Genomic DNA, 20,214 nt, shown 5'->3' with positions numbered 1-20,214 from the left:
CATTGGCAAAAGAATCTCTGCTGCGAAAGGTTTACTGACTAGCGAATGTTTGTCAGACAGATAACGATTGCCAGGGAGAGTCGGCATGTTCCAATCGATACAACCCATGCGACTCGCACCAATGATACAACCGGAAAAAGAAGTCGCGGATGTTGCCAGGATCTTCCAGCCAAATCGCGTGTAGCTCGTTTTCGTAACTTGTTGCATCGCAGGCAAGAAGCTGACTTGCTAATTCCAACGCCAACGGCCAACTGGCTTCCGTTCGCAGCAAGACCGGGACGCCACAATTCACGTGGCAGGTCACCAGCAATCGCAAACCCATTCGCCAACAATAGAATCGAACCCAGCGCTGCTGGCCCCACGATAGCTGTTCAAAGCCATCAATGACCAGCAAGCTACCATCGCCCAGCATCTCCCAGGGAATATTTTCTCGTTTGCGAGATGCTGTCAGCCGGACACGTTGCTCGATTAAGCCAACTGATGACCAGCTAGACGACAACATCTCGAGAAGCGTCGACTTGCCGCTGCCATGCGGGCCAACGATCGCTCCTTGGGCCCTCGGCTTGGCCAATTGATGACAGAGCGACTCGACCGAGTTGCCTTCCGTAAATCGAAAAGAGATACTTCCTGGGCGTGTGAAGCAGGTTGAAAACGGGTTACGCTGCATCATCGGCCCGCTTCCTAGCAGACGACTTGGCCGCCATCGGCACAACGGGTTCCAGTTCACCTAATCGGAATGGAACCTCCTCCATGTATTCCTTACCTTGCTGCATGAACACGCGGACGCGAATCGCCCAACGGATCTTGACGATCAGTCCTTGGTACGAAAGCGGACTACGTGGCAGACGGGTTTGGAACCGACGACGCCTCGTCAGGTCAGCATCGTTGCGATCAATGGGAAGCAGGCGGCGGAAATCGTGCATCGCCAGATCTTCTTCGCCGGTCCCTTCGGTGTACCACAACACCGACGCTTCGATGGCCTGAACTTCGGAAGGCGAGATACCGCTGATCTCGAAGCTGGCAATCAACTCCTCGTCGGGCAGGTAAGCCCGACTAGGTCGATCGAGTGTAATTTGGATTTTGGGCGGAAGATTCATCGCACCAATTCTACCTCCGCCGGGTAGACGACGATAGGAAAGCTTCGGCTCAGTCGCGTCGAGTGATCCGCATTGATCTGCACCACCAGCTTCCAGTGAATCGCATTGTGATCCGATTTGAAGCTGTGCATCGATCCTTCAGGAACCTTCAATTGATAGTCCGCCTCGAACGGCATACCAGGCTTGATCTCAAAGCCTCGGGCGACCGCGACTTCCTCTTCAAAAACCCGCTTCGTCTCACTCCGGACATCAGTACCCTGCAGAAACGTCGCCGCCTCTTCGCAGATCAGTGTGATACGCAGCTGCTTGACTTTCATCTTCCCGGCCTGAGTTACGAAAACTCGGTACTCCTTCCCAGGATACAAGGGATGGTTCGAGATTTCCAAACCTGTCGGTCCCACACGCGTCTGGTTAGTTACTTCGCGCAAAAACTGATAGATCGCAGCCAGGGCTATCGCAGTGGTCGGCAACGCTACGATCGATAGGAGCCAATCTGGGTTGCCAGCCAAATGCTTGCCCAATGCAGCAATAAAGAACACCGCCGCCATACCGCTCCATAGGAGGCTGAAGATCAACGTTGCCAACAGCCACCAACCGGGCGAAACTTCAATCGGCAGCCGAAACGCCAATCGCACGCCAGGACTGTTCGTCAGATTGGCGTCGTTGGGAATCGAGGGAAAGGTGGCCGCAGGCATCGATTCGCGAAGAAGCTCTAGCGTTTTTGCTTTCTTCGCCATGGCCGCTCGACGTTCGACCGACGTCCCCATGAGCAGCAAGGTATAAATCAGCCCGATTCCGCCAATCACAATAAAGGAGATCAGCACTAGAAAGATCACCCACAGTCCGTAAGCAGGTGTGCGTTCCAAAACGATGCTTTGGGCAGGACGATCGGGATCGTGCCAAGCAGGATAAATCCAACCTGGTTTATAGCCATCCAATCGCTGCCAAGCCTCTTCTTCGGTAGCGAACGTGATCTCATTGCGACGAAGCGTCCAGCGCAGATAGTTCCTTTCAGGAAGTTCAATCAAAACCAATGCTTCTGGTTTGAAGCGGGGATAGTCATCCGATCCCACCTCCACCACGCGGATCTCTTGAATGATCCCCTCCCCTTTCACATAGGCGACTTCCGGGAACATCGAGCGAATCGGCCAGGTTTCCAACCAAGTGGAAGCCCCCGCCATCGCCGTGAAAATCACGCCAAAAAAGAAGAGCGCAGAGAAAAAGAAGGTCTCGCCAACCGTGGCTACGACACGCGAAACCGTACGGCGCGAACCCCGTTTTTTCTCCCAAATGCGAAACCAGCGTGGCATAAATGGTCTATTCTTCGGCCGAAATCTTCTCGTGTCGCCGCGTGGAGGGAGTCCTCCCAACCTCAAACCGCCCGATGCCTAGTCATTGGATCGAACCTAGTCTGCGCGATACCATGCTAAATATAACTTGATTCGCCCCCCTGCGGCACCGATACACGTCAGGATTCTCTCATGATTCACCGCCGATTCTTTTGGAAACCGTTGGCCGCGTTACTGGTTACCGTCACATGGGTCCACACCACCCAGGCTGGCGACTGGCCTCAAATCCTTGGCCCCAATCGTAACGGACATGCGGAAAACGAAAAGCTGATGGATAAGTGGCCAGAAGATGGCCCGAAGCAGGTTTGGCGGCGTGACCTTGGTTCTGGATATGCGGGTCCGGCCGTGGAAGATGGCGTGGTTTACCTTTTCCATCGCCAATCAAGCTCTGAATTGCTTGATGCCGTCGACCTCAAAACTGGTGAACGCAAGTGGACATGCGACATGGCTGCTTCCTATCGAGCTTCGGTCAATCCGGACGACGGCCCTCGCTGTACCCCGGTCGTCACCGATGACTCCGTGATCGTCTTCGGTGCGGCAGGCCAGTTGCGCAGCATCAACAAAGAAACGGGCAAGCTGCGGTGGGAAGTCGACTTGGCTCGGCAGTTTGGCGCTCAGGACGGCTATTTTGGATTCGGCAGCACGCCCATTGTTTACGACAAGCTTGTCCTGACGAACGTTGGCGGACGAGACAATGCTGCCGTCGTAGCGGTGACCTTGAAAGACGGCGAGTTCGCCTGGCGGGCGGGCAACGATGCCGCCAGCTATGCATCACCCACAATGGCTAAGATTGCCGACCGCCCGTATGCTGTGTTTGTTACGCGGTTCCAGACGATCTTGCTCGATCCTTTCACTGGACGAATCCTCTATGGTTTTCCTTTTGGTCAACGAGGGCCCACCGTGAATGCGGCGACACCACTTGTGTCCGGCAACAAACTGTTCGTCACCGCCAGCTACGGGGTTGGAGCCAAGCTTGTTGAATTGGAGAAAACACAATTCAAGCCGATTTGGGAAAACGATGACACACTATCCAGCCAATACAACACACCGGTGATTGTCGGCGATTACCTGTACGGGATTCACGGCCGAGAAGATTTAGGGCGGGCCGAACTTCGCTGTGTCGAACTGGCGACCGGCAAAGTGATGTGGTCTGAGGTGGGACCGGGGACATCCCACCTGATTTACGCCGATGGGAAACTGATCGCGGTCACTCACGATGGAGTCGCAATCTTGTTCAAACCAGATCCGAAGAAGTTTGAAGAGATCAGCCGCTTCCAGGCGGGCAAAGACATCGTGCGGGCCTTGCCCGCCCTGAGCGGTGGTATGCTGCTTGTCCGCGAGACCGGCCAGCGCGGTGGACCGGTTCGCTGTTATCAGGTTGGCGCCAAGTAGCCGATCGACCTGATCGAGGGAACCCGGGGCCTGCCAACATGCTAAACGGCGGCAGCCGTTGCACGGGCAAGTTGGCGGGTGTGACGATAGAACCCGACGCCTTCCAGCGCCGCGTAGACCTCGTCGAGGGTCTTTTCGCCGAAGTTGGAGATGCTCAACAAATCGGCTGGTGTGCAATTCAACAAATCGCGAACGGTGAAGATGCCCTTTTCCTCAAGGCAATTGGTAGTGCGAACGGTCAAACCGATTTCCGCAGTACTCATTTCCAACTTAGCCAACAGATCATCATGTTGTTGGTCAGCTGAATTCAGAGGAATTCGTGGCATGGGTTCCCTCCCTGTCGCAAGATAAAAAAATTGTGACGTGGCCCATCCCTAGAGCCACCTTGTTTTGCAACGGTCGTCACCTCAAATCTTACGAGTAGGAAACGGGTCAGTGAGGGTCTCGCGTTGCAGTGGGAATAACTATACTCATTTCTTTAGAATTGAATACCAGTTTCGGAAAAATTTACGGAAACTACCTACAATGGTGCTAGCAATGCTTTCACGAATGCTGCTAGCGTTCTCCTCCACAGGTTGATGGATGACCGATCCTTTGCTCGATGGCCTCACGCAAGCTCAGCAGCAAGCTGTTGCTCATGTCGATGGCCCGTTATTAGTTCTCGCGGGACCAGGAAGTGGTAAGACCCGTGTCGTGACACACCGCATCGCCAACATGCTTCGCAGTGGCGTCTACTCCTCGCAAATCGTGGCGTTAACGTTCACCAACAAGGCCGCGGAAGAGATGCGTTCCCGCGTCGAACGGTTGGCTCCGCAGAGCACTGTTTGGATTAGCACGTTCCACCGTTTCTGTGCGCGGCTGCTAAGAAACTACTCCAATCTAGTCGGACTCGAATCGAATTACACGATCTACGATACGTCCGACTCGTTGCAAATTTTGAAGCGAGCGTTGCAGACTGAAGAAATCTCGACGTCACATGCAACGCCCGAGAAAGTTGCCCGCGCGATTAGCTGGGCAAAGAACAACATGATCCTGCCCGATCGCTACGAAGCCAACTCGGCAAGTGCAATCAGCTCGATCGTGCAGGACGTCTACCCAGAGTATCAACGACAACTTCGCGCGGCGAACGCGGTCGACTTTGACGACATGCTGATGCTGGTCGCCCAGATGCTGCAGGAAAACGAGGAACTGCGTGCCGCCCTCGACGAACGTTTTCGTTACATCCTGGTCGACGAATACCAAGACACGAACCTCGTCCAATACTTGTTGGTTCGATCTCTTTCCCAGCAGTTCCCCAACTTAGGTGTGACAGGAGATCCTGATCAATCGATCTACGGCTGGCGTGGGGCCAACTTGAACAACATTCTCGACTTCGAGAAAGACTTCAAGCAAGTCAACGTTGTGCGGCTGGAACAAAACTTCCGTAGCACGCCCAACATCTTGGCAGTGGCAGATCATTTGATTGGTCACAACAAACGGCGAAAGAAGAAGTCGCTGTTCACCGAACTGCCAGCCGGCCAGCCAGTTCGCATGCTGACCTACGTTACGAGCCATGAAGAAGCCCAGGCGATTGCCTTGCGGATTGCTGCTCAAGTTGCTCAAGGAAAGCGGCGACCGCGTGATTTCGCCATCTTCTATCGAGTGAATGCCCTGTCTCGAGCTTACGAAGAGGCGTTGCGTCAGCAAGGACTTCCTTACATGATCGTCAGCGGTGTCGAGTTTTATCACCGCAAAGAGATCAAGGATGTCTTGGCGTATGCCATGTTGATGAACAACCCACGTGATGATGTGGCGTTCTCGCGAATCGTCAACACACCGACCCGCGGCATTGGCAAGTCGACACTGTTGAAGCTGCAAGTTCATGCGCTGGATAACGGTATCTCGATGATGGATGCCGCCCGGGAAGCTGGCATGATCGAATCGCTGAGTAAGCGAGCAGCAGTCGCCGTCGCCAAATTTGTTGCCCTGTTCGATCGAATCTCACTGAAGATCAATGAGCCAGTGGAAGAGATCCTGGGGGCCATCCTCAATGAAAGTGGTTACAGGGCCCAATACGAAGACTCCGACGACGAAGAGGATCAATCCCGCTTGGAAAACATCGAAGAGCTTCTCTCTTCGGCTCGTGAGTTCGACTTCCAACATCCGGAAGATGGCACGCTGGAACAGTACCTGGAAGACAAGGCCTTGGTCAACGAAACGGACGAGTTCGACACCGAGCTCGATCGTGTCACGTTAATGACCTTGCATGCCGCCAAAGGGCTGGAGTTTCCGTGGGTCTTTATCGTTGCCGTTGAACAGGGGCTCTTGCCGCACGAGCGATCCAAGGATTCGGAAGCCCAGTTGGAAGAAGAACGGCGACTGCTTTTCGTCGGAATTACGCGAGCTCAGGAAGAACTTGAGATCAGCACGGCCAATCAGCGAGATTTCCGCGGCCGACGGCAAATGACCGTGCCGAGCAACTTTCTGTTTGAACTCCCCCGCGAAGAGATGGACTTTCAAGCCCAGCTTAATCAGCCCGTCGTTTCACCTGGGCAAGACTGGGACGACGTCCACGAGATCCCCGAGGATGATTTCAGCCAAATTGGCGAATCGGGCGATTTTTCGGGTGAGTCGCCAAGCGAGAGTGGGTCGTCTTACACTAAAATGCTGATGACCGCCGCAGATATGGTGAAAGGGCCACAATCCTCGCGTCCCAAGTCTGATCCGGACCGTTTTCATCAATCAATGGCCGTGCTCCATCCGACTTACGGATTGGGCAAGATCATCGCAATGAGTGGTGAAGGCGCGAAACGAACGGCGACGGTCAAATTCCTGACCGGCGAGCAAGAGACCAAGAAGTTTGTGCTCGCCTTTTCCGAACTTCGTCCTGCTGCCACTAGTTAGAAACTCATGAGTAGTCGCTACATCAAAGTTGCCCAGCTGAAAACCGTCGACACGTTTCGAGAGCGACTCGCGGAACTTGGTCTTGAACTTCCGTGTGACGATTCGATTCTCACGCGCGAGCAAGGTTCGCCAATGGCTGAGCCGCTGACCGCTGGTGGCTTTACGATGGGCAACCGCTGGTGCATTCATCCCATGGAAGGATGGGATGCGAATCCCGATGGATCACCTAGCGAGTACACGATTCGCCGCTGGGAGAATTTCGGTCGCAGCGGCGCCAAGTGGATCTGGGGAGGCGAAGCAGCCGCCGTCCAAGAAGATGGTCGGGCAAATCCCAATCAAACACTCGGTACCGAAGCCAATCGCTTTGGACTAGAAAAGCTGTTCGATGCGCTGATCAACACGCATCGTGCCGAGATCAGCGATCCTTCCGACTTGATGGTCGGATTACAGCTGACGCACTCAGGGCGTTATTGCCGACCGAATCAGAAGCATGTCGCTGAGCCAAGAATTGCCTATCACCATCCGGTACTGGATGCACGTGTTGGAATCGATCCGGACGACGACTCGGCGGTTTGGACTGACGAACAGTTGGATGAGTTGATCGAGAAGTATGTCACCTCGTCCAAGATTGCCCAGCAACTCGGATTTCACTTTGTCGACATCAAGTGTTGTCACGGCTATCTTCTGCACGAGTTCCTTAGTGCTCGCCATCGCCCAGGTAAGTATGGCGGTGATTTCGAGGGGCGTACCCGCCTGCTGACAACGATCATTCGACGCGTGAAGCAGGAATGTCCCGGCCTGTTGATCGGCGTGCGGCTGAGCATCTTCGATTTGATTCCCTTTCACGCTGGCCTGGAAGCAGGGGAACCGATCGATTACCAAGGGATGCTTCCTTATGAGTTCGGTTTCGGCGTCGATCAAGATAATCCCGAGCGAATGGATTTAAGTGAGCCGATTCAATTGCTGCGTCTGCTGGAAGCGGCAGGGGTGTTCGCCGTAAATCTTTCAGCGGGAAGCCCCTATTACAACCCGCATATCCAGCGTCCTGCCATCTTCCCTCCAACCGATGGCTATCCACCGCCAGAAGATCCCTTGGTCGGTGTGGTCCGTCAAATCGAAGCGGTCCGAGACTGCAAGAAGGCTGTCCCCAACATGGCGATGATCGGCACTGGATATACTTATCTCCAAGAGTATGTTCCGCATGTTGCCCAAGCGGTCGTTCGCGAAGGCTGGGTCGATAGTGTCGGATTAGGACGCATGGTACTTTCATTGCCCGAACTTCCGCAGGCTACGCTGGAAGAAGGAGCAATGCCGCGGAAGAAGATTTGCCGGACCTTCAGCGATTGCACTTCTGGTCCGCGAAAAGGGCTTATCTCAGGTTGCTATCCGCTTGATCCCTTCTATAAAGTGCTACCCGAAGCACAACAGCTTAAAGAAGCGAAGGCGGCAACTCCCTAGACCGACACGCGAAAACAGAACCAATGTTTCGCGAGAACGCCTGACGCGCATGAAAAAATAACCTCGAATCTTGATCGGGAGGTGCCCTTCTTTTTTGGGGGCTGTATACTCAGGGCAGCAGGAGACTCTCCTCCTGACACTGACTCGATTTACAGGAACTTCGTACAAGCGATGCGTGCGCTTTTGACCGTTCAAGAAGGGCCTGCCAAGGGCGAGATTATCTCGGCGGAACAGGGCTCAATGTTTCGTGTAGGCCGACAAGCCAATGCCGACCTGACGATCGCCCATGATCACGCGATGTCAGGTCTTCATTTTGCAATTCTCTGCGACAAGAATCGCTGCCGGCTCCGTGACTTGAACAGCACGAACGGAACGTTCGTTAACGGGATTCGAGTCAACTTAGTCGAGCTATACGATCGTGATACGATTCGTGCAGGCAACTCCGAATTCGTCGTTCGATTCGAAGGGGAAATTCACACGACGGTGATTGATCCGCTGATGTATCCCGAGGTTCAACGTCTACGAGAAAAAGATGGCCAGAAAGTTGGTGTGAAGCCAGGATATGGCCCAACCGCAATTCCTGTTGATCCCGCCAATATGGAATCGACGAATGAACTCCCGCAAGAGTTTACCGACTTGGCAAATGCAATCTCATCCAGCATTGACAAGACGGGCTCTTCCAGTGACTTAGAATCGGTTTCGAGTTCGAAGGTTGGACGTCTGAGCGTTGCATTCGACGACGCTTCGGGAGCCCGACAGATTTGGCTCAACCCAGGTCAAACCGTGATTGTTGGTCGAAACCAGATGGCAGATGTCACCATCGTGGGTGATGCCTCCATCTCAGGCGTGCATTTCGCGCTCGATTGCGAGGAAACGCGTTGCCGTCTACGTGATCTTCAGAGCCAAAATGGGGTCCGCTTAAACGACGTGAGCATCCCTTACGCGACGATCTATTCTGGAGACAAGTTTTGCGCCGGCAAGACCGAGTTTCGAGTCACCATCGAAGGGGGACAAGACGCTCCAGATGCACCGCTGCGAACCTGGGCGTTTGAGGATCTGGTACGCCGCAAGTTTGCCACGTTTTACGCGAAGGAAGTCGGTCCAGAGTATCATCTAGTGGACGCAATTGGTATTGAACCGATGCCCGTCGAACTGTTGCGTCGATTAGCACGGCATCGTGATATCGGCGTCTTGGTGGATGGGACAGAAATTGCTTCCCAAGAATGGGAACAGGCCGCTCAAACCACCTATCCGTGCGATCCAGATGCCGTCAAAGTTCTGCGATTGGCAGACATCGAGAGGGTCGTGGAACCATTGCGTGTGGAATGGGGTAAAGATGCCTTGGCATTTCTGTTTCCGAGCGTCGGTCACGAAGAAGCGTTAGCTCATCTTGCCCCAATCGTTTCCCAATACATTCAGAACGGTCACTCTCGATCCGGGTTTGGCCATGTCGGTGATTGGGTCCGTTGGCTTTGCGAATCGCCAGACCAAGTTGCCCAACAGTTACCTCACATCGAAGCGGTTTTCATCCAGCACCCGGATGCCCGCCGTTGGCGAATGCTCTGCACAAGCGACTTTATCTCTGAGTTGAATCGCCTCGGCTATTTGCCGTCGCGTCCATCGCCCCTACTCGACCAGGATGAATTTCAAGCCGAGTAGTTTCGTTTGTTGACGGACGGCTATTTCTTACCTTCGGCCCTTCTTTGCTTAAAGAAGTCGGTCAGGATCTGACCGCAGCGTTCCTGCAGAATTCCGGGTACAACCTGACATCGATGGTTCAGGCGATTGTCATTTAGCATGTGATACAGCGAATCAACAGCTCCTGCCTTGGGATCGAGGGCACCATAGACGACGACCGGAATCCGAGCCTGAAGAATTGCCCCAGCACACATCGGACACGGTTCAAGCGTCACGTACAGCATGCAGTTTTCCAGTCGCCATCCGCCCACTGCCTCGGCGGCCTGGGTGATCGCGATCATCTCGGCGTGGGCAGTCGGATCACGGAGCATTTCGCGTTGATTGTAAGCGGCCGCGATGACACTCCCTTCCCGCACAATCACGGCACCAACCGGGACTTCATCCTCGCGGGCGGCTTGCTCGGCCTGCTGCAGCGCCATCTGCATGTACAATTGGTGCAAATCAGGGAGTTCAAATTGCTCGAATAATTCAGACTCGTTCACTAATTCGATTTTCCCACAGGCAAAAAGAAAAAGACATCCTTCCCAGTTGCGAGAAGGATGTCTTTGAATGTACCGAAAACTGAGCCGAAGGCGACCCTGGCTCTCACGCTTAAGGAATATCGTCGGCACTCAGGATCGCAGCTTGCCATCCGCCATTCGTGGTATTGCCATTGGCGAAGTAAGGCGTCGAACCACCACGCAGACGAGCCTTGAGTCCGCTGCTGGTAAGCAAACGACCGTAAACGTTTTGGGCGATCGAAGTGTCGATTTGCTTTACAGAACCATCCACGAATGCAACCACGATCGAGTTGCCATGGTAGCTGGATGGCAAGTAAACGCCACCGACCAGTGTGTTCAAACCACCGGCAGAAAGCGGAGCTGTCGAGACGAACGTGTCGTTCCACAACATTGCCGACTGGATTTCGTCCAGATGAGTACCGTCGATCGGTTCGACAACATTCCACTTTGTAACCGTAGCACCTGGTGCGAACGAGGGTTCGCGAACACGTTCAGTCATCAGAATCGTGTTGCTCGTCCCATCCTTGAACTTACCGAAGTTTACGGCGAGCTCATTTTGACCAGTCAGATTAGAAGCGTCGCTCCAAGCACCATTCGCGGCGAGATCGAGTGGAGAACCACCGGCGTCGCCGTTGAGGAAACCACCGTTAGGATTGTAACTAACCGGGTTTACTTCCGTCGGATCAAGCGGATCGCTTGGGCAAATCAAGACGTTGATCTTAACCCCATCCAGCACGGCAGGATTGTAGGGAGTACCCGCACCATCTTTGTACAAGTCGTTCAGGTCACCGCGTTCGATTTCGGCAAGCATGGGCACAACCCAGCCGACAACCCCGTAAGGAACGAACGACGCGTGACTGAGGCTTGGATTCTTACTCCAAGACATATGAGCTGGCATCTCGTTACGGGGATGATTGGTCGCTTTGCTCGTCACCGCCAAACCAATCTGCTTCAGATTGTTCGTACACTGCGTGCGTCGGGCGGACTCTCTCGCCATTTGTACGGCTGGCAAAAGTAGGCCGGCCAAGATTCCAATAATGGCGATCACAACCAGCAATTCCACCAGCGTGAAGCCAAGACGGCGGTTAGTCATATCCAGAAATCCTTAATTGCGGAGAAGTCTCAAGAAAAGCTTTTTGCGGTGCATGGCCAGTGTTGATTATCACCGATTTCGCGGTAATTGTCGAGCGTTTTGTATTCCAGCCCAGGCCGCAACCCCTCTATTCGTAACGGTTTTGCCTGTTTCGACAAGGGATTGGGATTCGCAGGCTAAGGGAACTTTGTTGGACTGCTAGTCGGTCTCACGCCGAATTTTGGAGATGCTGATACCCACCCCCTGGCATTCCTCATTCCAAGTTCATAAACGATGACAGACAGCACTGAGAAGAACCTCTGGCTCGACCTCCTTGAGCGATGGCCCAAGGATATGCCCCAAAAAGGGGTTATTATGACCGAGCTAAATGAGTCAATTCCTTTTGTGGGCTTTGTTTACGACGACAACCTGATGGTTGTTCAGCGACAAACGCCGGATGCAATTGGTGCCCGCCAGGCGATTATCCCATTTCGCTCGATCAGCTATATCAAGATAACGGCGATTGTCCTTCCCAAAGCCTACACAGAATTCGGCTTTAAAGGATCGCTTCCAAAGGTCTGATGAAGTCAATCTTCCTCGATTACAACGCGACAACTCCTATCGCACCTAGCGTTCAGGAGGCCATGCTCCCGTTTATGGCGGAGTTTTTCGCATGTCCTGACGGTATGTACGCCGCCAGCCGAGCGATTGACGAAGCTTTGGAGGACGCACGCGGTCAGGTCGCACATTTGTTAAATGTCACTTCCGACGAAGTCATCTTTTGCGCCACCGGCACCGAGAGCTGCAATCTAGGGATCAAGGGGGCCATGGCGGAGCATCTCGCACAGCGAACCCCTTGCCACATGGTGATCTCGGCGATCGAGCATCCAGCGGTGGTTGGCTCGGCAAGCTATTGCCAGAAGATGGGCTGCGACGTGACCGTTGTCCCGGTGGATCGCTACGGAATTGTTCATCCGGATGCCCTGCTCGATGCGATTCGCCCGACGACAAAGCTGGTTTCAATCATGTTGGCCAACGACGAGACAGGCGTACTCCAGCCCCTTCGGCAGCTTTCAAATCTCTGCCGCGAACGCGAGATTCTATTCCACACTGATGCTTGCCAAGCCGCCGGCAAAATTCATGTAAATCCACGACAGTTGGGTGTCGATCTGCTCAGTATCTCGGCTCATAAGTTTTATGGCCCCAAAGGGGGAGCGGCACTGTATCTTCGAGAAGGAACGCCTATTCAGCCAATCATTCATGGCGGAGGGGCTGAACATTCTTTGCGTGCCGGGGCTGAGAATGTCATGGCTTGGGTTGGCATGGGCAAAGCGGCCAATTTGGTCGGACGCAGCATTGATGCTGCCGATGAGAAACTGACAGGCCTGACGAAGTTGCTGACGCAGAAGCTGACCCATGCGATCCCGGATCGAGTCGTCGTCCACGGAGCAAAAGCAGAACGTTTGCCGAACACACTCTGCATCAACTTTCCTGGTGTTTCCGGACAAGAGATGCTGCGACGCGTACCCGAGCTATGTGCCGCGACGTCCGCCAGCGATACGGTGGCGGGAAAGAACTGTTCGCCCGTTCTCGCTGCGATGAACGTCCCAACCCAGGACCGACAAGGAACCATCCGCCTCAGCGTTGGCTGGTACACCTCGGAAGAAGAAGTGAATCGAGCTGCCGAGTTGCTGATTCATGCTTGGGAATCTTTGAAGCACTAATCCGCAATCTTCATCATGAACTCCTGATGAAGGCGTTGCCGTTCCTTTTATCGCTTACTCGCGAAATCACTCTTTGTGATTTTCAGGCGTACACCGATCTAGCTATACGCCGTAAACATTCGATCATCGCGAATGAATTACAGTCCCCTTGAATTGCCGGGGCAGGTGGTGTTGCGAATCCACCTCATTGGTGATTCGATCATAATCCATATTAACGAATTTTGATCTTTCCTGATTCATGTAAGACGTTAACTGGCAATGACTTCAATGACACCGTTCTGGTTTCGTTCCTGTTTTGGACCGGATCTTTCACGTACTCTATAGCGATATATCAAGATACCTTTTTCGATTTTGCGTCATAACCAGGTAACCCGCGCTTCAGCCTGGGCATGATATTCATTCTTTCCTAATTGCCAGTTATTCAAGTGAGGCCCAAGTCATGATCGTCATTCCCCACGACGGTTTCCTGGTGAACAGCAATTCGATTTGCTTCAAACGGATGTATCGTTGCGCTCACTGCGACAACGTAGTCCGAGGACTCGAACAAGATGACAACGCGACCATTTGCGAGAAGTGTGAATCCGAACTTCACACGGACGACGAGATCGCCTATCGCATGGAAAACGACGAATAAGCCACCGACGTCTTTCGTCAGGATCGATTTGATCTAAGCATTGGTCGCTTCGCCAACAAGAGATCCTTGGGTGAATTCGCTGCCGAACTTGTTCTAGCGGCGACCCTCCCAATGATTTTGCTAACGGCACCTTCGATACAGAGGGTGCCTTTTTTTAATTCGAAGCCTCCGGTTTAGGCTCTTGCGACTCGTCCCCTTCTCCGAAATAGAAATTCCGAAAGCTTTCGCTATCGAATCGGCCCGCCAGTAAGTCGGCGAGAGGCTTCGTCATTTTGAACTTCGCGAACAAGATCTTCATGATCGCGGTCATCGGTACGGCGAGAAACATGCCGACGATGCCCCAGATGAGCCCCCAGAACATTAACGCCAGCAGAATGGCGATAGGGTGAACATCGAACGAATCTCCCATCATTCGCGGCTCGACGACGTTGCCACTGACAATCTGAACGGCTGATGAGACCGTGATCGCCAAAACCATCTCAAAGACACTCAATTCAGGGTGGAAAATGATCAATGGCAGTGGCAACAAGCACGCCAAAATTGGTCCGATGTTCGGAATGAAGTTAAACAGAAAGGCCATCAGTCCAAACACGATGGCGAGTGGAATACCGAACAGCCAAAGTGAAAACGCGAACGCGATACCGGTAAAAAATGAGATGAGCGTTTTCGTGACAATGTATTCGCGGATTTTGGAGTCGATCTCCCGCCATGTTTCATTCCCTGGAATCGCCTGAGAACTCCCTAACAACAGGAAGAAGACGAAGATCACCACCATCGTTCCCGAAGTCACCACTTCAATTGTGGCATCTCGAATTCCAGCCAAGGCCCACTCAAACAACTTCGTGACCTGACTCCCCAACTGGCGACTAAGGGGATTGCCATTGGGCTGCGCATCGTTGGATTTGTCAGCCGTTTGATCTGAATTCGTAGAAGAGTTATCGTTGTCCGCTTCCACGATCTTTTCTGCTTCGACAGCATCCGGCTGAGCCGCTTCCGCGACGTTTGCTCCCTCTTCTTTGGTTTCGGAAGTTTTACTCGTCTCAGAACTATTAGCCGTCCCCAGCGCGTTCGTGATGCTGTCCGACATCTTCTGCATCGTATCTTGCACGTATGTGGCTGTCGCGCGAATTCGCTCCAGATACTTTGGGCTTTCGTCTGCTAGTTGGGCAACCGAAACCCACAAGATCGACCAAAGTAGAAAAACAAGAGCAAGCCCAACAACCGAAGCGATCACCACAGCAACCAACCGCGTCGTTGAAAATCGAGACTCGATCCCTGAGAGAACCGGCGTCAAGCCGCTGACAATGAAAATCGATAGCACGAACGGCAGCAGCACAGGTCGCAAAAGCGTAAGGGCGACAAGTGCAAAGCCACCCACCAAGATCGCCTGGCAAATGGTCTGTCCGCGAAGTTCCCGTTCCAGCTTGGCAATTCGACTCATAGAGGACCTAACTTTGACGTTCGTTCAAGACAGCAAGACGACAACTCGGATTGTCGGAGGGTTCTCGGATCGTTACTAGTCCAGATCTTCTTTGTCGACTAGCGGATCGAATAACAAGACAACACCTAGAAATAGCAACCATCCCAACAACAGCAAACTACCGCCAATTGGCACCAACATCGTCAGTTCTGCCATTCCGAAAGCGGATATCAGATAAAGCGTCCCACTGAATAGCTTCACACCGACCACCATCACAAGTGCGGCAATCAGCCCCAGGACTTGCCCGCGAGCCGAGATAGCCATGACCACACCCAGGCCGATCATCGCTAGTCCGTGATACATGTGATAACGAACGCCTGTCTCGTACTGGGCAAGCCGTTTGGCTGCCTCGGCGTTGGGGGCAGGATCGGAAAGTTCTTCGGAAGCTTTGGGCGCAGCTTCTCCTTCGGTCGTATCACGAATAATCATTCCGCGGACAGCGTGCTCCATCGCCCCTGCAGCCACCGCCGTCATGGCAAACAACACGCCGAGAAACAATACAAACTTGGCCACGTGGCATCCTTCAAACTGTGATTCATGAAGCAGGGAAGCGGCTTGGGCCGACGATCAGGCTGGCAATTTGCCAGACTACATCTTCCATTGTACGCGATAAGTGACCGACGCGCAAAAAAGTACCGCCGTGAAAGTCCGAAGACATTTCACGGCGGCAGGAGGTCATAATCGAGTTAACCGAAAGTTCGCTTACGGGGTGAAACCGAGGCGAGCTTCTTCTTCCTCTTGGATGATGATACGAGGCGTGACCATCATCATGAGGCTTTGGGTTTCGCGACCGATACCCACGTTGCGGAACAATCGGTTGATGTACGGCAGCTTGCTGAACACCGGAATACCTCGTTCGCGGCGTTCTTCGCTTAGACGCTTAATACCACCCAAGAGCACCGTACCACCGTCTGGCACACTCACAGTCGTGCTCACGGTGACGAAGGAGAACTGAGGCAACTGAATCGTCGTGCCGGTTTGAACGTCTTCGGTGTTGTCGGTCGTCGTACCACCGTCAGCGGAGTCTGGGTTTTCAACCGTCGAGTCCGATCGAGTCGTGGTCGATCCCTCGAAGGTGAACTCTTGGACATCGCCGATTCGGCTAAAAAACGGAACCAAGGTCAAGCGGACGAAGCGACGGTCAGGCGAGACAACCGCTTGGACGCTGAGCGACGTACCTTCGTTGAGCACCACGATGACCGGCTGTTGAGCAGCGGCAAAGTCCCCCACAACCGGAACCACACTCGTCACGAATGGCGTTTGCGTGGTATCCGAGACGAAGGCCGTTTGACCGTTGAACAAGGTCACCTTCGGAGCCTGCATCACGTTCGATCGCAAGTCACCTTGGGCAGCATTGACAAAGAAGTAAGTTTCGATGTCGGACAGCATCGCGAACCCGAAGGTTGCACCGGCCGAACCGGTCAGACCACCGATCGCAGGCAGCGTATTTCCGAAGGTTTGCTGCATGAACTGCAGGTCCAAGTCGGAAGTTGGCGCCGTGCCGTCCCAACCGATCGTCACGCTCGGGTCACCCGAAAGGTTACCGTCGGTGTTGTCGGCGATGTCGAAGTCGAAGTCGACACCGATACGTTCAAAGAAGTTGTCGTTCAAGGTAATGAAGCGAACTTCGATGGTCACCTGAAGATCTTGCAGACGACGCAGCTGAGCCAACAAGTCGGCCAAGCGATCATGCACTTCTTGAGTCTGGCTGACAACCAAGCTAAGGTTCGTAGCGAACGGAGCGACCGAGCCCGGACCGCCAAGTTCTTCCCACGAATCTGGTTCGACCGTGGTCGTGATCAGTTCGATCAGCGAGTCAAAGTCAGGCTGAACGCCACCACCGAAACCACCTGGTCCACCACCGATGCCGTTACCTGGACCGAAGCCCATGTTGCCTTGCGGCTGGCCGGAGACCGTCTGGCCGCTTCCACCCAAGCCAGGAATAAATCCTTGAGGAACCTGAGCGAGAACGTTCGGGTTGGTCATGTCCTGATTCTGAGCGAAAAGCGGAGCGGGGCTACCGCCACCTGGAATCGCGGAACCACCACCGGTGAGACCTTGGCTTTCGTAAGCCGCTTTGATCGCACCTGGCAGACCCATGTTGTAGCTAGGCACAAAGTTCGGAATTGGCAGAACCAAGTCCGCGACACTGTAAACCTTCTGGTAGACGTTGCGGCTGCGGAACGATTCGCTGGTGATGACCAACGCTTCGTCACGAATCACGTAGCTCAAACGCAGCGGTTCAAGGATATGATTCAACGCACTTTCCAGACGGACAGCTTGTTGCATGCTGATGGTGATTTCTGTGTCGTAGGTCACCCCTTCAGCCTGGAGGCCGCGAGGATCCAACTGCACGTTGATACCAGCCATGTTACCCAGGGTTTCCATCACGCTCTGAAGCGATTGACGCTCGAACTTGACATCGACCTTGGTCTTAAGAGCCTTACGAATCTCGACTTCGTCCTCGGACAGTTGCGACTGCTCCATGAGGGCCTTTTGTCGAGCGATCGTCATGTCTTCCCATCCCTTGGCGGTATGGCCAAATTGGTAGGGATTGTTGTCGTCGAACGGAATCGAAGCGAGGTCGCTATTGTGCATAGCTTGCCAGAAGCCTTGCTCCTTATCGTCCTTCATCGCGTTGATCTGGGCGAATCGGCGAGCAAACTTCGATTTCCATACCAAGGTTTCGACGACTGGATTCTGAGGATCCATTTCGCGAGCTTGGCGGGCAATGACTTCGGCTTCTTGCCAACGCTGCTGTTCCATCAGTTCGTTGAACTGCTCGACCATCTCGGCCAACTTGTTGTTGACTTCCAAGTGCAGGTCGCGTTCGTTCTTGATCTGAGCGTCGATCGCAGCGTTACGTTCGTCTAGTTCAATCTGCGACTTATTCATATCGATGTAGTTTTCGAGCGATTCGATACTACGATCAACACGAGCGAGCAGTTGCTTCTTGGCCACGGCATCGATCGACGATTGTTCGACCGTGACGCGAACGATCGTCAGCTTCTCCAAGCCTTCCTTCGGGCTGAACTCTCGTAGGGCATCTGCCTTGGACTGTTCGCGAGTGACCTCTGCGATCATCTGCTGAAGCAAGACTTGCTGACGAGCATCCACTTCGCCAAGTGGGGAAGGCCCGCTTGTCTGAGCAACACCGGAGGTAACCGGGTTAGTCTGACGTTGCAGGAAGTCTTGCAGACGTTGACGCGAATTCGGATCGAGTTGATTTTCGTACTTCCAAGCTTCCTCGAACAACTTGCGGGCTTTCACTTTGTCACCAGCAACGAGGGCTTGTTCCCCTTCGTGCAGGTAGCGAATACCAGCTTCACCGGTTGCTCCACCTTGAGCGGAAGCCGGCATGTTGCGAGTGTCGTCACTTTCTGGATTGTAGATCCCCTGAGCGACCGGGAAGCCAACACCACCCATGTCTTGTGTAGCACCAGCATGACGGATCGGGCTGGATGCTTTCGCACGGGCGATTTCTAGCAACAGCAAGTCTGGGCGAAGGTCGCCCGATTGGTAATTGCCGTTACCGATCGATGCAGCTTGCTTTGCGAAGGCTTCGGCAGTGCCAACATCACCACGATCGAGAGCGGTCTTCGCTTGAACCAAGATGGCTTGTTCTTTCGCGCGAGCGTCACCAGCAACTGCTTGAGGCACGCTTGGGCTGACCATCGGGTTAGCATTATCACCACTGCGACGTCGGCTAATCTCGGTCAGTAATCGCTGAGGGGAAACACGTGCGCGGGTGAAGTCGAGGTGCATCGAATCGACCTGGCGAGTCATCTGTTCGGCAATGTCATATTGGCCGTACAGCATCAGACCTTCTGCCTGGTGCAAGAGTGCTTCGCCGTACTGGAAGGCCGACTGAGGACCAACCGGGCTGGCAGCAATCTGATTCAGCTTGCGAATCAGGTAGTCGACATTGTCAGGCGAGTCTTGGTGAGCCGGGTAGACCAAACCAAGGGCTTTGACCTGACCAACCAACTTTTCTGCCAGGGCGACGTTGCCCTTGGCCAGTTCCATACGAGCCTGCAACAACATGCGTCGAGCCGTATCAGCATTCCCTTGCGGGTTGACGGCAGCCGAGTAAGGATTGTTGGTGGTGGCAGGTGCCGCCGGTTCGTTGACTTGTGGCAGACGAGCCATGGCTGGGTTAGCAGGACCATCGTTACCGATGGAAGTCTGCAAGCCCGCTTGTTCCAGATCGCGGCGGAATGCTGCGACAGAATACTGACTGCCCCGGAAGTCGGGACCGCCATGCTTCAAGGCCAGCTCATAGTAGTTCATCGCCGCCCCGCGTTGACCGCTGTCCAAAGCAGCCTTTCCGCGAGCCAGAGCTTCCGAAGCCATTTGCTGCGACATGTCAGGCGATTGCCCCATGAGCTTTTGGCCAAGGTAGTCCGGGTTCGACTTCACGGCCTTGAGTTCCATCAGGGCCTTGGTCGCCTTTTCCGGCGTGTCATCTTCGCTGTAAGCAGAAGAAGCTGGAACATTGAACGCTTTGGAACGTTCGATGAGTGCTTCAGCCTTTTCGAGTTCACCTAGCTGCATGGCAGCTCGAGCTTGCTGAAGCAATTCGCCTTGCTTCCGCTTCTCTAGCAGTGATCCCTGTTGTTGACCTGTCGCCGACATTGACGTGACGAGTTGGATCTCGGTCAACGGATTTGCGACGACCCCTTTCCCAGTGCCAATTAACACGACGGCGGCGAGACCGACGGTTAGCACACGCGTGGCCAAATTCAACGCGACTCTCCTTGTCTGAACTTGTGGCAGCCTGCGATCCGTGTACATCGGGATCGACCGAGAATGATTCATGGTGTTCCTATCCTTCCCCCCACGATGACACGTTACCGATTGGGATCTGTTTCTGACGAGGTAAAACTCCTCGCAGAAAGTCCCCACGCATCACGCGCATTGGTGAATC

The 20,214-nt window shown here is 53.9% G+C and carries 16 protein-coding genes; 7 read left to right on the top strand and 9 right to left on the bottom strand.

The genetic code is table 11. From position 1 onward, the window contains the following. Positions 1-52: 52 nt before the first annotated feature. The 3 genes from C5Y83_RS24715 to C5Y83_RS24705 are packed head-to-tail and all read right to left on the bottom strand — an operon-like array spanning position 53 to position 2,407. Positions 53-670: a hypothetical protein gene (locus C5Y83_RS24715; protein ID WP_105332486.1), complete on the bottom strand. Its 618-nt coding sequence runs from the start codon at positions 668-670 to the stop codon at positions 53-55. Continuing rightward, positions 657-1,097, bottom strand: coding sequence for a hypothetical protein (locus tag C5Y83_RS24710; protein ID WP_105332485.1), 441 nt, complete (start codon positions 1,095-1,097; stop codon positions 657-659). The genes C5Y83_RS24715 and C5Y83_RS24710 overlap by 14 nt, the downstream gene beginning before the upstream one ends. Next, the gene (locus tag C5Y83_RS24705; RefSeq protein WP_105332484.1) at positions 1,094-2,407 is read right to left on the bottom strand and encodes a hypothetical protein; all 1,314 of its coding nucleotides are present in this window, start codon (positions 2,405-2,407) and stop codon (positions 1,094-1,096) included. Before C5Y83_RS24705 ends, C5Y83_RS24710 begins: the two co-directional genes overlap by 4 nt. 171 nt (positions 2,408-2,578) lie before the next feature. On the opposite strand from C5Y83_RS24705, the gene C5Y83_RS24700 reads away from it, so the two are divergent. Next, positions 2,579-3,838 carry a PQQ-binding-like beta-propeller repeat protein gene (locus C5Y83_RS24700; RefSeq protein WP_105332483.1) on the top strand — a complete coding sequence of 420 codons (1,260 nt, stop codon included), beginning with the start codon at positions 2,579-2,581 and terminating at the stop codon, positions 3,836-3,838. A gap of 41 nt (positions 3,839-3,879) precedes the next feature. Here the strand turns inward: C5Y83_RS24700 and C5Y83_RS24695 are convergent, their stop codons facing one another. Continuing rightward, positions 3,880-4,164, bottom strand: a complete 285-nt coding sequence (locus tag C5Y83_RS24695) for a DNA-directed RNA polymerase subunit alpha C-terminal domain-containing protein (RefSeq protein WP_105332482.1) — start codon at positions 4,162-4,164, stop codon at positions 3,880-3,882. Between the two features lie 256 nt (positions 4,165-4,420). Between C5Y83_RS24695 and C5Y83_RS24690 the strand changes: the two genes are divergently transcribed. The 3 genes from C5Y83_RS24690 to C5Y83_RS24680 all read left to right on the top strand — a co-directional run bounded on the left by C5Y83_RS24690 (position 4,421) and on the right by C5Y83_RS24680 (position 9,838). Beyond that, positions 4,421-6,721 carry an ATP-dependent helicase gene (locus tag C5Y83_RS24690; protein WP_105332481.1) on the top strand — a complete coding sequence of 767 codons (2,301 nt, stop codon included), beginning with the start codon at positions 4,421-4,423 and terminating at the stop codon, positions 6,719-6,721. 6 nt (positions 6,722-6,727) lie between these two features. Further along, positions 6,728-8,179, top strand: a complete 1,452-nt coding sequence (locus C5Y83_RS24685; protein WP_105332480.1) for an NADH:flavin oxidoreductase — start codon at positions 6,728-6,730, stop codon at positions 8,177-8,179. A gap of 171 nt (positions 8,180-8,350) precedes the next feature. Continuing rightward, positions 8,351-9,838, top strand: coding sequence for an FHA domain-containing protein (locus tag C5Y83_RS24680; protein WP_105332479.1), 1,488 nt, complete (start codon positions 8,351-8,353; stop codon positions 9,836-9,838). A gap of 20 nt (positions 9,839-9,858) precedes the next feature. On the opposite strand, the gene tadA is transcribed toward C5Y83_RS24680, so the two are convergent. Next, complete coding sequence (gene tadA / locus C5Y83_RS24675) at positions 9,859-10,302, bottom strand: tRNA adenosine(34) deaminase TadA (protein ID WP_105333040.1); 444 nt, start codon at positions 10,300-10,302, stop codon at positions 9,859-9,861. Positions 10,303-10,468: 166 nt separating this feature from the next. Then, on the bottom strand, positions 10,469-11,470 hold the full coding sequence (locus C5Y83_RS29680; RefSeq protein ID WP_105332478.1) for a DUF1559 domain-containing protein: 1,002 nt from the start codon (positions 11,468-11,470) through the stop codon (positions 10,469-10,471). Positions 11,471-11,743: 273 nt separating this feature from the next. Here C5Y83_RS29680 and C5Y83_RS24665 point away from each other — a divergent pair, with 273 nt between their 5' ends. From C5Y83_RS24665 to C5Y83_RS24655, 3 genes are all read left to right on the top strand, one after another. Beyond that, complete coding sequence (locus tag C5Y83_RS24665; protein WP_146117916.1) at positions 11,744-12,031, top strand: hypothetical protein; 288 nt, start codon at positions 11,744-11,746, stop codon at positions 12,029-12,031. After that, on the top strand, positions 12,031-13,173 hold the full coding sequence (locus tag C5Y83_RS24660) for a cysteine desulfurase family protein (protein WP_105332476.1): 1,143 nt from the start codon (positions 12,031-12,033) through the stop codon (positions 13,171-13,173). Before C5Y83_RS24665 ends, C5Y83_RS24660 begins: the two co-directional genes overlap by 1 nt. 439 nt (positions 13,174-13,612) lie before the next feature. Further along, the gene (locus C5Y83_RS24655; RefSeq protein ID WP_105332475.1) at positions 13,613-13,807 is read left to right on the top strand and encodes a hypothetical protein; all 195 of its coding nucleotides are present in this window, start codon (positions 13,613-13,615) and stop codon (positions 13,805-13,807) included. A 154-nt stretch (positions 13,808-13,961) separates the two neighbouring features. Here the strand turns inward: C5Y83_RS24655 and C5Y83_RS24650 are convergent, their stop codons facing one another. The 3 genes from C5Y83_RS24650 to C5Y83_RS24640 form a co-directional block, all read right to left on the bottom strand. Beyond that, complete coding sequence (locus C5Y83_RS24650) at positions 13,962-15,248, bottom strand: AI-2E family transporter (RefSeq protein WP_105332474.1); 1,287 nt, start codon at positions 15,246-15,248, stop codon at positions 13,962-13,964. 75 nt (positions 15,249-15,323) lie between these two features. After that, on the bottom strand, positions 15,324-15,800 hold the full coding sequence (locus C5Y83_RS24645; RefSeq protein WP_105332473.1) for a DUF423 domain-containing protein: 477 nt from the start codon (positions 15,798-15,800) through the stop codon (positions 15,324-15,326). A 189-nt stretch (positions 15,801-15,989) separates the two neighbouring features. Further along, positions 15,990-20,105, bottom strand: coding sequence for a general secretion pathway protein GspD (locus C5Y83_RS24640; protein WP_105332472.1), 4,116 nt, complete (start codon positions 20,103-20,105; stop codon positions 15,990-15,992). Positions 20,106-20,214: the final 109 nt, after the last annotated feature.

The organism is Blastopirellula marina (assembly GCF_002967765.1).
Taxonomy (GTDB): Bacteria; Planctomycetota; Planctomycetia; order Pirellulales; family Pirellulaceae; genus Bremerella; species Bremerella marina_A.
Note: the sequence above shows the minus strand (reverse complement) of the source record. Positions and strands in the feature narration are given on the sequence as shown.

Bases quoted from the DNA above. Each gene is read 5' to 3' on its own strand.
- C5Y83_RS24715 (WP_105332486.1), bottom strand. From the start codon at position 670: ATGATGCAGCGTAACCCGTTTTCAACCTGCTTCACACGCCCAGGAAGT.
- C5Y83_RS24710 (WP_105332485.1), bottom strand. From the start codon at position 1,097: ATGAATCTTCCGCCCAAAATCCAAATTACACTCGATCGACCTAGTCGG.
- C5Y83_RS24705 (WP_105332484.1), bottom strand. From the start codon at position 2,407: ATGCCACGCTGGTTTCGCATTTGGGAGAAAAAACGGGGTTCGCGCCGT.
- C5Y83_RS24700 (WP_105332483.1), top strand. From the start codon at position 2,579: ATGATTCACCGCCGATTCTTTTGGAAACCGTTGGCCGCGTTACTGGTT.
- C5Y83_RS24695 (WP_105332482.1), bottom strand. From the start codon at position 4,164: ATGCCACGAATTCCTCTGAATTCAGCTGACCAACAACATGATGATCTG.
- C5Y83_RS24690 (WP_105332481.1), top strand. From the start codon at position 4,421: ATGACCGATCCTTTGCTCGATGGCCTCACGCAAGCTCAGCAGCAAGCT.
- C5Y83_RS24685 (WP_105332480.1), top strand. From the start codon at position 6,728: ATGAGTAGTCGCTACATCAAAGTTGCCCAGCTGAAAACCGTCGACACG.
- C5Y83_RS24680 (WP_105332479.1), top strand. From the start codon at position 8,351: ATGCGTGCGCTTTTGACCGTTCAAGAAGGGCCTGCCAAGGGCGAGATT.
- tadA (WP_105333040.1), bottom strand. From the start codon at position 10,302: ATGCAGATGGCGCTGCAGCAGGCCGAGCAAGCCGCCCGCGAGGATGAA.
- C5Y83_RS29680 (WP_105332478.1), bottom strand. From the start codon at position 11,470: ATGACTAACCGCCGTCTTGGCTTCACGCTGGTGGAATTGCTGGTTGTG.
- C5Y83_RS24665 (WP_146117916.1), top strand. From the start codon at position 11,744: ATGACAGACAGCACTGAGAAGAACCTCTGGCTCGACCTCCTTGAGCGA.
- C5Y83_RS24660 (WP_105332476.1), top strand. From the start codon at position 12,031: ATGAAGTCAATCTTCCTCGATTACAACGCGACAACTCCTATCGCACCT.
- C5Y83_RS24655 (WP_105332475.1), top strand. From the start codon at position 13,613: ATGATCGTCATTCCCCACGACGGTTTCCTGGTGAACAGCAATTCGATT.
- C5Y83_RS24650 (WP_105332474.1), bottom strand. From the start codon at position 15,248: ATGAGTCGAATTGCCAAGCTGGAACGGGAACTTCGCGGACAGACCATT.
- C5Y83_RS24640 (WP_105332472.1), bottom strand. From the start codon at position 20,105: ATGAATCATTCTCGGTCGATCCCGATGTACACGGATCGCAGGCTGCCA.